The 11,600-nt window shown below is 40.6% G+C and carries 9 protein-coding genes; 4 read left to right on the forward strand and 5 right to left on the reverse strand.

The window, feature by feature from the left end:
• Positions 1 to 91: 91 nt before the first annotated feature.
• The gene (locus tag ABD128_RS04705; protein ID WP_343987259.1) at positions 92 to 655 is read right to left on the reverse strand and encodes a recombinase family protein; all 564 of its coding nucleotides are present in this window, start codon (positions 653 to 655) and stop codon (positions 92 to 94) included.
• Between the two features lie 649 nt (positions 656 to 1,304).
• Here ABD128_RS04705 and ABD128_RS04710 point away from each other — a divergent pair.
• Positions 1,305 to 2,648 (forward strand): hypothetical protein, encoded by a 1,344-nt coding sequence (locus ABD128_RS04710; protein WP_343987262.1) that lies wholly within the window; start codon positions 1,305 to 1,307, stop codon positions 2,646 to 2,648.
• A 120-nt stretch (positions 2,649 to 2,768) separates the two neighbouring features.
• Here ABD128_RS04710 and ABD128_RS04715 read toward each other — a convergent pair whose 3' ends face one another.
• Positions 2,769 to 5,906 carry a type ISP restriction/modification enzyme gene (locus ABD128_RS04715; RefSeq protein WP_343987265.1) on the reverse strand — a complete coding sequence of 1,046 codons (3,138 nt, stop codon included), beginning with the start codon at positions 5,904 to 5,906 and terminating at the stop codon, positions 2,769 to 2,771.
• Between the two features lie 153 nt (positions 5,907 to 6,059).
• On the opposite strand from ABD128_RS04715, the gene ABD128_RS04720 reads away from it, so the two are divergent.
• The 3 genes from ABD128_RS04720 to ABD128_RS04730 are packed head-to-tail and all read left to right on the forward strand — an operon-like array spanning position 6,060 to position 8,482.
• On the forward strand, positions 6,060 to 6,743 hold the full coding sequence (locus ABD128_RS04720) for an SOS response-associated peptidase family protein (protein ID WP_343987268.1): 684 nt from the start codon (positions 6,060 to 6,062) through the stop codon (positions 6,741 to 6,743).
• A gap of 60 nt (positions 6,744 to 6,803) precedes the next feature.
• Positions 6,804 to 7,220 carry a LexA family protein gene (locus ABD128_RS04725; protein WP_343987271.1) on the forward strand — a complete coding sequence of 139 codons (417 nt, stop codon included), beginning with the start codon at positions 6,804 to 6,806 and terminating at the stop codon, positions 7,218 to 7,220.
• Entirely contained in the window at positions 7,220 to 8,482 is a 1,263-nt protein-coding gene (locus ABD128_RS04730) for a Y-family DNA polymerase (protein ID WP_343987274.1), read from the forward strand. The genes ABD128_RS04725 and ABD128_RS04730 overlap by 1 nt, the downstream gene beginning before the upstream one ends.
• Positions 8,483 to 8,918: 436 nt before the next feature.
• Here ABD128_RS04730 and ABD128_RS04735 read toward each other — a convergent pair whose 3' ends face one another.
• The 3 genes from ABD128_RS04735 to ABD128_RS04745 all read right to left on the reverse strand — a co-directional run bounded on the left by ABD128_RS04735 (position 8,919) and on the right by ABD128_RS04745 (position 11,444).
• Entirely contained in the window at positions 8,919 to 10,058 is a 1,140-nt protein-coding gene (locus ABD128_RS04735; RefSeq protein WP_343987277.1) for a 5-(carboxyamino)imidazole ribonucleotide synthase, read from the reverse strand.
• Positions 10,059 to 10,069: 11 nt separating this feature from the next.
• A complete protein-coding gene (gene purE, locus ABD128_RS04740; protein WP_343987280.1) occupies positions 10,070 to 10,552 on the reverse strand; it encodes a 5-(carboxyamino)imidazole ribonucleotide mutase in 483 nt (160 codons plus the stop codon).
• Positions 10,553 to 10,781: 229 nt separating this feature from the next.
• A complete protein-coding gene (locus tag ABD128_RS04745) occupies positions 10,782 to 11,444 on the reverse strand; it encodes a 2OG-Fe(II) oxygenase (RefSeq protein WP_343987283.1) in 663 nt (220 codons plus the stop codon).
• Positions 11,445 to 11,600: the final 156 nt, after the last annotated feature.

The raw sequence follows: 11,600 nt of genomic DNA on the forward strand, positions 1-11,600 counted from the left end.
CAAAGTACGGTTACATTCCCCCGTGCCCATATGATATGAACTATGTCGATCAGATTATAATACTTATAGAACAGTCTAACCTCTTCCGTAACTAAGAAACATAACGGTACAGGCTAGCTCTACTGATTCCAAATTCTCTGGCTATGTCCTGTGCCGATTCATCCTCAGCCTTATTCTTAAAACGATCTCTAAGCTGTTTAATACGCCCCTCACTAAGAGATTTCTTTCTACCATTATATTTCCCTTTCTTCTTAGCTTTAGCGATCCCTAGAGCCTGCCTTTCCCTTATTAGTTCACGCTCAAACTCAGCGAATGATCCTAAGATATTCATCATTAACTTACCATGAGCACTTGCGGTATCTACTGAGCTATCCTTGATACTTTTGAACTTAACACCTTTCTCATCTAATCGACTTAATATGTTATGTAAGTCCACGATAGAGCGAGCTAAACGGTCTAGCTTAAAGACAACTAAAGTATCACCTTCCCTTACGTACTCTAATGCTTTCTCAAGCTCAACTCTGTCACTTAATGCACCACCTGATTTCTGCTCTAAGAAAAGCTTTGTACACCCATACTCTTTCAGTGCTTCTTGTTGAATCTCTAACGATTGGTCTTTAGTAGATACTCGACCATAACCAACTAATGTTTCCATAATGCTCCTATAATCTCAATTAAGTACACTCTATTGATACACCTAATTAACTGTCTCAAAACAGTCTCATTTACATTAGATCAGCAAAATCTCTATAGGTCAAAAGTCTAATGAGACTACTTGCAGTTTTCTTAAAGTACACTTAAAGCTCCTCTTAGAGTTAATTAACACACATTATCCCCTTAAATTAATTAACCCCCACTATCCCATAGAAGCAACTTTAGTTAGTGATAACTGAGTCTACATAAGCATCTTAAAGAAGTAACTTAGAGTTCATCTACACAAGTTATTTCTAGGTAGATAGTTATAAGTAGATATCTTTAAGTGTGACTTTAAGTATTGAACATTAGTTCTTTTCCTCTTTTTGGTAGATGAATATATAGATAACTTACAGTCAACTTAAAGTAGAGCTTAATATTCTCTTATGGTTGTCACTTGAAGTGTTCCTCTTTCTTTAAGGGGGCAATCTGTAAGCTATTGATTCTAAATGCTTTATATGGATTTTCGGCAGTTTTTTTGCCGAGTTTAATTTAAGTAGCAAACCAAAAGCACCTTTCTAACGACCTACCCCAAGCTTATTGACCTTTCTTAAGTGAAAAGCAGGTGCTTTGTGTTCACTAAAATCACATAAATCATTTGGAGCATTATCTTGAATAGTAAACGTGTATCAATTTACGACTCAGTAATGGGTAGCGGTAAATCAACTTTTATCATTGAGCATCTAAACAGCGTTAAAACACCTTTCATTATATGCGTGGAGCGACAATCAGAGGTAGATAGATTAGCTCAAGGTATCAAAGGTGCAGTTGCACTATCTGACTTAAAGAAAAGCTCTAAGAAGCCAATGTTGGAGCTACTTAAGAATTGTCTGGCTGAGAGGAAGTCTATCATTTCAACTCATCAGCTCATGGCTTTGTGGGATGAAGCAGTTAAAGCCTATGTTAGAGAATATGGTTATGAGTTATACCTTGATGAGACTCTATCGGGAATCCTAGAGCCTATGAGCATCTCAAAGCGTGACGTTTCAAAGTTGATTGAAGAAGGTAAGCTTGTAGTTAATACACAAGGTTCGCTTGATAAAGTTGAGGTAGTAAGGCCTTTCCTTGATAGATACCAGAAATACGAACGGACTATCCGCAATAAAGATTGCTACCTCAGCTCAACAGGTATTCTCATTGAAGCTCCAAAACCTGACTTTATAACCTCGTTTAAGAAGGTAACTGTTTTGACCTATCTTTTCGAAGGTAGCTTGATGTGGGCTTACTTCAAACTACATGGCATTAAGTACCAATTACTTTCGATATTAGATGGTAAACCAGTACCACATAAAGAACCTAGCGGATCACAGTTCTCGGAGCTGATAACTATTTATGAAGGGAAACATAATGGCCAAAGAAGTGACTCTAGTTACAGTAAAAACTGGTATAAGCGAGAGGCGAACCTAAAGAAAGCAATGAAACAACTTAGGCAGGTAGTTGATAACAGTTGCTACAGAAAACTACACATTGCATATACTGTCCACGGCTGTCTAAAAGACACATTCCACCACCAGTCATTTTCCAATAAAGTGATTAACAGGAAGTATCATGGGCCAGATCGTAACAAGCTGAGCCCTGAGGAAATGGAACTGGTCACTCTGTTGCCTCAGAACATGAGAGGGTCTAATGACTTTGCACATAAAAGGTTCATGGCTTACATGGTAAATACCTACATGAAACCGCCTGTAATAAACCTACTAAGAGATTCTTGCATGTTTGAAGAGGATGAACTTAAGACGCTTCAAGATAACTACGCTTTGTCACAGTTGATTCAGTGGCTCTGGAGAGGTTGTATTCGCAAAGGTGAACCAATGACGGTCTATATCCCTAGTAAACGCATGAGGGAGTTATTCAAGACTTGGTTAGGAGTATCTGTAGGTACTATGGGTAAAAAGCGCAACAGTAATAAACTTAAACGAAACTACAAACAGGAGGAAGAGTGGCCGCACTTTTAGTAAGTACCATTGTTGGAATAATTGTAGCTTTAATCGCTGACTAGAGAACAGCAGATAACTTGAGGTTGAACTTTGGGTTATCTGCGTATCCACTTGCCTTAATCTGTCTTTTTAAATACTCTACATAAAGTCTATCTTTTCGATTTCATCCATTAACCTTTGAGTTTCAGAAAGTGCTTTAATTATCTTTTGGTAGTGCAGAACCTCGTCAAAACTCAACTCTCGTCCTTTGCGATCTTTGAGCCACTTTATAGCAGGCTGATAACCACCTATATAAAACTCCCAAGTCATCTGTGGTATATCACTGAAATACTGAGTGCTGTTTATATACACCTTACCTTCTTTGAAAGTGATTTTTTCAACAATATTATTTCCACTTACTGGATACATTATATCTAAAGAGTAGACTGAAACTTCGTCAAGTAGATGAGCCTTGCGTAGAGCGCTACCAATTTTCACTAACCTCCAAAATACAAGCTGATCTTTCGGGTACGGTATCTTAGGGAAGTCAATTTTTAAAAACTCTTTATATTGATCACGGTAAGCACGTGAGTGTAAAACTGCATAAATATAGTCAATAAGGTCTAAAGGTGTATATGATTTCATTTTTTGGTTACTTTGAGAGCAAAGCTCCAACCCTAACTCTTCAGATATTTTGTCAGTAACATCTGATTTCAAATTTAGAATTTTCTTCTTTATCTTTTCCTCTGAGAGATTATCTGCCCTATTTTCATACAAGTATAACGGAAATACATAACTCACTTCTCCTGTTTGCAGGGAAACGGCACATCGCTCAACTGCATTAGTTGTAATAAAAATATGTTGAAAATCAAATGATGTCTGCCTTTTGCAACATAGGAGGGCTATATTATCTTCTAATAGGTGTCTCACTGTATCGAACCTAGGTCTAAACATTACTCCTTTACTATTAGGGGATATTAAAGTCGACCTAATATCAAATGGCCTGTATAAGGCTTTTATATTATAGGCATTGCCTATATCTGTCTTTACCTCTTCTGCCTTAGATAATTTTAAATTATGCTTACTAGATAACTCCTCTAATGATAAATTATTGATGTCGGCTGTTAAGTCTCTAGCTTCCTTTTCTGTGAATTTCACCAGAAACTTATCTTTTGCAGTCTCAAAACCTGAGTTATTAAATGTCATTAACTCATCAAGTTTAAATCCGTTATTATATTGCTCTGCTTTCCCGAAATCTTTTTTTACAAAAAAATAATAGGGGGGTGTAGGAGCTAATTTTTCGAATCGTATTGAACTAAAATTCTCATTCGAGAGTGTTTCATATTTAAAATCTCGCTTTCCGTAAAGATCGTAAACATACACTTCTCCAAGTTCATTTTTCTTTTTAGCCCCAGTTTTAACGAATATATTAATCGAGACTCCAGCCATAATATCAAATACATTTTGATCTACAGAGCCATCAGGACTCGTTTCTAACTTACGGGAGTTCCCGTGCAAATCTAATATATAAATCTTATCAAAGCCTTCTAGCAGGTCTTTTCTCATTTGCCTATGAGTTACGCCATCAAGAAAACTATTATTTGTGATATAAGCTAGTATGCCTGCTCCATTTTTTTCTATGTAATGCTGTCCGTAACGAATAAACTTAATATAGTCGTCATCTAAGTTAATTTTTCGCTCATTAAGATTCTTCTTATAATCCGCTATTAACCCTTGAATCCATTCGCCTTTATTTACACTACTTACAGCGTATGGAGGATTACCAACAACAACCATTACAGGGGTGTCCCTTTTAATATAGTTTGCTTCCTTTGCTTCGCTACTCAGCCAGTCTGCAAAGAGCTTCCCTGTGTCCGGATGGTATTCCTCTAAAGAGTTAGTCAAAAAGACGTTAAACCTCCTCTCGTTATTAGGGATATAACCTGTATCTGTTAGAAGTAAGTCTAACTTTAAGTGTGCCATAGCATATGAAGCCATTAACAACTCAAACCCATTTAACCTAGGGATTAATTCATTTTCAACATAGCTACTCCACATCCCTCCCATGGAGTTAAATTTGCTTTGGTAAATGAACCTAACAACTTCAGCTAAGAAAGTTCCTGTACCTGTAGCAGGGTCTAGTATTTGAACCCTATGTACCTGCTTTTCTCCTCGTACGTAGCCTGTTTTTGTCCTTCTATCACGGTTTTGGGTATCAACTTCAATAGTAGTCTTTTGAGTGTCTGCCAAGCCATCGCTTATTTCGAATTCTTTTTTTAATATTTCATCGACAGCTCTAATTATGAACTTCACAACTGGCTCTGGTGTGTACCAAACACCTCTCTGCTTTCTTACAGCTGGATTGTATTCAGCTAGGAATGTTTCATAAAAGTGTATTATTGGGTCTTGTGTTTGAGTTGACTTTCCAAAATCTTTCAAAATCTCTGCTACATTAGTCGCTCTAAACACATCTGCTAAGTTATCAACCGTTGTCCTTATGCGGTCATCAATATTTGCTCCTGCCACATATTCAAATAACCTTCTTAAAAAGGGGTTCGTTTTAGGTATTAATTCAGAGGCTTCCTGCCTGCTAAAGTCATTTAAGCTTGTATCATGTAGTCTGGCAGCGAACATTCCATATGCTAGTGTTTGTGCGTAGATATCCGCAAATCCCTTTGGCGTTAAGTCATGAATCAGTACATCCTTGAATATTTCAAACTGTCTTCTTAGCTCTGTATTTTGATGGTTATCATCATCAGAGCTTACAGCATTCTCCAAAGTATTCTCTAATAATCTGGCTTTGCCCGCCATAAGTTCAGCTAAGCGTTTTGCTGACTTGATAGTTTGACTAATAAAGGCACAAAAGTCTCTTATCAGGTTGGTAAACTGAATAAAGTTTTCTTCTAATGCTTTAATCTCGCCATCAACCAACTCTGCAATACTAACTTCGTGGACGAGTGAGCCATTCTGGAAAAACTGGAAGTGTAGGTAATCAGTGATAACTAGGTTATCTAAAGCATTTTTATATCTATCGAACTGCTCTTTGTAGACCTTTGAATTTAAGTCCTTCCCTATATCTTTTGCTTCAATGAAGCCTATAGGTATTTTACCTTTACTAATTACATAGTCTGGGTTGCCGCAGTCTGTCACCTTACTAGGCTCATTAGTAATATCGACGTTAGGTACTAAACTTCTAATTAGCTGCTCTAAGTCACCACGGAAAGTATGCTCACTCGATTGGCCTAGATTATACCTATTTCTTACTATTTCAATGTATTCACTAATATGGTTAGACATGTATATCCCTGTTAGTTTTAGTTATATCTTGTTTATGTGAGTCTATATTATTGAAGTAAGTAGTATTATTCAATTTCATTTACTCAGTCATCTCATCTAGTCTTTTTATTTAACATTTACGGCTACTATTGCTAACCTCTTAGTATACCTTTGATGAAGTCATACTTTATGTGCGGTGCTTACAACGTCATTAACAGTCCATTCACTGACAAGCTGGCAGACCAGTTAGGCATAGATGAACCTATAGAAACCAGAGGGATACGTGTACCAGCTTCCAGCATACAGATCATCAATGAGTCATCTGAAGGTACTCGCCAGTTAGTCGATGCTAAGTGGTGGTTACTCCTCAAGAATGTCGATGGTGAGCTTAAGGCCGACTATAAGTGGAAGACGTTTAACTCCAAGAGTGCTCGCCTAAGAGAAAGCAGACTGACTAAGAAACCTTACAGAGAGTCTCGTTGTATCATTCCAGCCACGGGCTTCATCGAAGGCCAAGACAAGAAATATCACTACCTACAACCTGAAGGCCAAGCTATCGCTTTTGGTGGTTTGTTCAAGGAGTGGTATATCAATGATGAGGTTCACTACTCAGCATCGATCATTACTCTTGACGGCAATCCCAAGTTAGAGAATATCCATAAGAAGTCACTACCTCTGATGCTTCCCTTAGACCAGCCCGACACCCTTAGTGCTTGGCTTGATAGGGGCTTCACTGAGATAGATGCTTTTAATGACCTGCTAGAGCCAACCCTAAGAACTCCTATAGAGGCCACGAAGCTACACGGTGCAAGAGACCTAACACCTGCTGAGACGCCATACATAATTGATGCTGATTAGCTCCACAAACTAGCCTCGACTCTGCTAAGATAGTAGGTCTATTCACAGACACCTTTGAGCATGGCTAAAGTATCCATCCTGACACCTACGAACTCACCATTAGAGCTACCAATCGTTACCTCTAAGGTTCCTGCTGGCTTTCCTAGCCCAGCGGAAGAGTATCTAGGCGATACCTTAGACCTGAACCAAATCATGGTGGATAACCCTACGGCTACATTCTTTGCCCGTGTGCAAGGTGAGTCTATGACTACCACGATATTCCCTGATGATATCCTAGTGGTAGACCGCTCAGTTAGCCCTAAGCACGGATCTGTTGTAGTGGCCATCGTTAACAATGAGTTTACGGTGAAGCGACTCAACATGAATGATGGACTTACACTGGTATCAGACAACCCCGACTATGAGCCTATAAGAATTACAGGTGAGATGGACTTAACCGTATGGGGTGTTGTCACTGGCATTAGCAGGAAGCTGTAATGTCTAAGATGTTTGCCCTTTGTGACGTCAATAACTTCTATGTCTCCTGTGAGAGATTGTTTAACCCAGCTTTAAGAAATCGACCTGTCATTGTCCTTAGCAACAATGATGGCTGTGCGGTAGCTCGCTCTAATGAAGCTAAAGCTATAGGGATTAAGATGGGTGCGCCTCTGCATAAGATTCAGGATATTGTCCGTAAGCATAACGTGCAGGTGTTATCGTCTAACTACGCTCTCTATGGTGACTTGTCTAACCGCTTTGTGTCAGTGCTTGAGCGTTCCTGCGACCAAGTAGAGCAATACTCCATTGATGAAAGCTTCCTTCTCTATGAAGGCTTTAAGCACACCAACCTCATTGAGCATAACCAAGAGATTGTTAAGACCGTTCAACAGTGGTTAGGGCTTCCTATCTGCATTGGTTTAGCACCCTCTAAGACTCTAGCCAAGATAGCGAACCACTACGCTAAGTCTCTGGCTGTGCCTAATGGGGTCTTAGAGTTGAACTCTAGGTACACGGTAAAGAATGCCCTTGAGAATCTTCCTGTAAGTGAGATATGGGGCGTAGGTCGTAGACTCTCAGAGAAGCTCAACAAGGTTGGCATACATACCGCCTTGCAGTTACGCAACGCTGACTATAAGACTCTCCAACGTATGTTCTCTGTGAACATGGAGAGGACTGTATTGGAGCTAAGGGGAAAGTCCTGCATTGCATTAGAGGATAGTCCACCACCAAAGAAACAAATTGTCTGTTCACGCTCATTCTCTAATAAGACTGATGACCTACAGCTAATACGAGAGGCTATTGCTTACCATGTCACTAGAGGCTGTGAGACACTAAGAAAGCAAGGCTCACTCGCTAAGTCGATGACAGTAGGCATTAGAACGAATCCTTTCTCAGCTCAAGACAAGCAATACTGCCAGTCCATTACGCTGTCACTACCTGAAGCTACAGACCATACTGGGGTGTTCTTAAAGAGTGCCATGAGAGGCCTTCAGGAGATCTATAAGAAAGGGTTCCTCTACAAGAAGGTTGGTATCATGCTGAATGACTTATCGACTGCTGAGGGGCACCAGAAGGACTTCTTTATGAGTGTTAAGTCTTCCCCTGAATTAATGCAGGCAGTAGACTCTATTAATGCAAAATACGGTAAGGGAACTGCTAAGTTTGCTCTTCAAGGCTTCAACCAGAAGTGGTCAATGAAGAGTGAGAGACGGAGCAAGGACTTTACATCAAATTGGAATGATATTGTTAAGGTGAAATAGGATGAATGGTATAGAAATACTGCTCCCACACATACTATGGCTAATAGGGATAATACTAGCTGGTAGTGTAGTTGGCATTGTTGCTGTTTGGAAAGGTGCTACCAAGAAGAGTGCTGAAGCCTACAGATACGGAACTAGTGCGGTTCTTCTCCTTGTATATCTCCTTATAGCATTCCGTTAAATAGAGTTTTCCTATTTGTAGTGTCAACAGGTTATCAGTATTTGTCTCAATTGTTAGGAAGGTACTAAGTTGGTACAATTATTGGTACAAGTTAAACCCGAGGTAAGCAAGAGCTTTCTCTAAGGGACTGATTTTAAAGGATATAGGTGTAAGGGGTTCGACTCCCGCCGCCTCCACCAAATAAACAAAAAAGGTCACTTATTAGTGACCTTTTTTGTGGCTATAGCAAATTATAACTATAAGCTGCTGCCTGATTTAAATACTCACTAACTGTTTAGCTCTCGCTTTAACACCGGGATAATCTTGCTCACTAAGATGCTCGCTAAGTTCGTTAAGACGCTTTCCTAGTTCGTGTAGCGTACCAGCACTAACATTGATGTGGCCCATTTTACGACCGGGTTTCACTTTCTTGCCGTACCAGTGGCTACGAACACCTGTCGTTGCTAATATTTGATGAGGAATAGCGTCCTGCCCAAGCACATTAATCATCGCACTTGGGTATAACAAATCAGTGCTACCCATTGGTAAGCCTGCGACTGCTCGTACATGATTCTCGAACTGACAACAATAAGTGCCCTGCTGTGTCCAATGACCAGAATTATGAACTCTTGGCGCAATTTCATTCACCAGTAACTCGCCATTAACTTCGAAAAACTCGATTGCCAATACGCCAACATAATCCAGAGCTTCGGCAACTTTATAGTATGCATCAACTGCTTGAGCTTGAATATCTTGATTTACAATTCCTGCTACTGACAGTGTTAAGACGCCATTAGTGTGTTCATTTTCTGTGACGGGATATACCTTTACATTGCCTTGAATATCACGAGCCCCAATGACTGACACTTCGCGATCAAAAGGAATCATCTTTTCACAAATAATACTGTGTGCGACATCTTTATCCAAAAACGCCTGCATTTCCTGCCAAATGTCGTCAGTTTGCTCGGCAGACTTTAAGCGCCATTGGCCCTTACCGTCGTATCCCGCCTGACAGGTTTTAATCACCAAAGGCAGCCCTAGCTCGCTGATAGCCTGTTCTAGGTGACGACGCTCGGTGACTAGTACATAAGGGGCACTTGGAACACCTGCGGCATCCAGCAAGGCTTTTTCTTTAGCACGGTCACCACCACACTCGATGGCTTTTTTACTTGGGAATAATTTACCGCTTTGCTCGCAAAGCGCCAATACATCAGTTGGCACATGCTCAAATTCCGCTGTTATACGATCGCTCGCTTCGATAGCTTGCTCTAAGCTTTGCTCATAGCGCTCTCCGGTCACCGGATGCAATACTTGCTTAGTAGTAACGTCGTAAGCTCGAATATGAATATCTAAAGGGGCAGCCACAAGCGCCATCATGCGCGCTAGCTGCCCTGCTCCAAGTACTAACATTTGCATATTAATGCTCGCTATTCAGCTGGGTTAGGGTTGGCCAAAATAGTTTCCGTTTGCTCGCTACGGAATTGGTCGATTTTTGCTAACAATTGTGGCTGCTGGCAACCTAAAATTTGTGCTGCTAGTAAGCCTGCGTTTGCCGCGCCAGCATCACCAATGGCTAGTGTACCCACCGCTACGCCTTTTGGCATTTGACAAATAGATAGCAATGAGTCGATTCCATTTAAGGCTTTAGACTTAACTGGAACACCAAGCACAGGCAGCGAAGTAAAGGCTGCCGCCATGCCCGGAAGGTGTGCGGCACCGCCAGCACCGGCGATGATGACTTTAATACCGCGCTCTGCAGCAGAGGAAGCGTAATCAGCGAGTAATTGAGGAGTGCGATGTGCTGAAACGACTTTGGTTTCATACTCTACGCCAAATTTATCAAGCATGTCTGCTGCATGCTGCATGGTAGGCCAGTCTGACTTTGAGCCCATTATAATACCTACTTTCATTGCCTCTCCTCTTTAGAAAAATACAAATTAAAATAGCGCAGCGCGATGGCAGTCCATCGAGGGGTTGCCACGGCAGCGATTTTGGTATCGCTGAAGAAATTGTTGCGCATTATACAAAAATCCCAGATAAAAAGCATGAAGAAGTTGTGTGTTTATAAGTCACCATCGAGTCAAACATCTCTGTTTTTTTATGCAGTCAGTAAGAGTTTCGACTCACAATACCAAAGTTTTACCGCGGTGGGTCGATTCGGTTGCCGATGCTATTGTTGAGCCGATACCAACCCGCAATCGAGTATCGATCACGTTTAGCAGGCAATACTTCATGAGGAAAATCTTCGCTGAGAAAAGCAACAACGGTGCCAAAGGTCGGACTTACTTTGATGCCTGTCATATCATGCTCGTCTCGATAAAGAACCAGCTCGCCTTTATCTTCTTCTTTCCAGTCTGGATTTAAATAAACGACTAAAGATAACAACCGGTTAGACTCACCTTTGAAAGCATCGAGATGACGCTTATAAAAATCACCAGGTCCGTAGTGCGCGAAGTGGCTTTCAAAGGAAAAAAGCCCAAGAAACAGTTGAGAGTTAATGTATTCACGTAAGCCGCCGGCCCAATTTAGCCAGTTCTGCCCGGTATCGGTACTTCCGTTTATCCAGCAGATTTCATCAGTTCTGACTTGAGTATCCACGGTATGTGCTAGCTGACGTCCAATACCTGCGGTATCAAACTCTGCTTGATTTAGCTCTAAGACCTGCTGATAAAGCGCATTTGCTAAGCTTGGCGGTAATGCCTCGGGATTAATGCTATAACCTTGACGCACCAAATCATCGGTGATGGTTTCGTATAAGGATTCACTAGATGAATCACTTTTTACTGGGGCTTTAGAATCCACAGGGCTCAATAGTAATACTCGCAACGGTTAACTCACGGCAAGATCTTAAGTGCGATTCGTGCCGAGAATGAGCTTTAATTAGAACTGCTTATTTTATAGTTTAATTTAGAAGAATTATATAAAAAGTGGTGATTCCAAGGGCAGATCTCAGTATGG

The sequence above is a fragment of the Kangiella japonica genome, from assembly GCF_039523535.1.
GTDB lineage: Bacteria > Pseudomonadota > Gammaproteobacteria > Enterobacterales > Kangiellaceae > Kangiella > Kangiella japonica.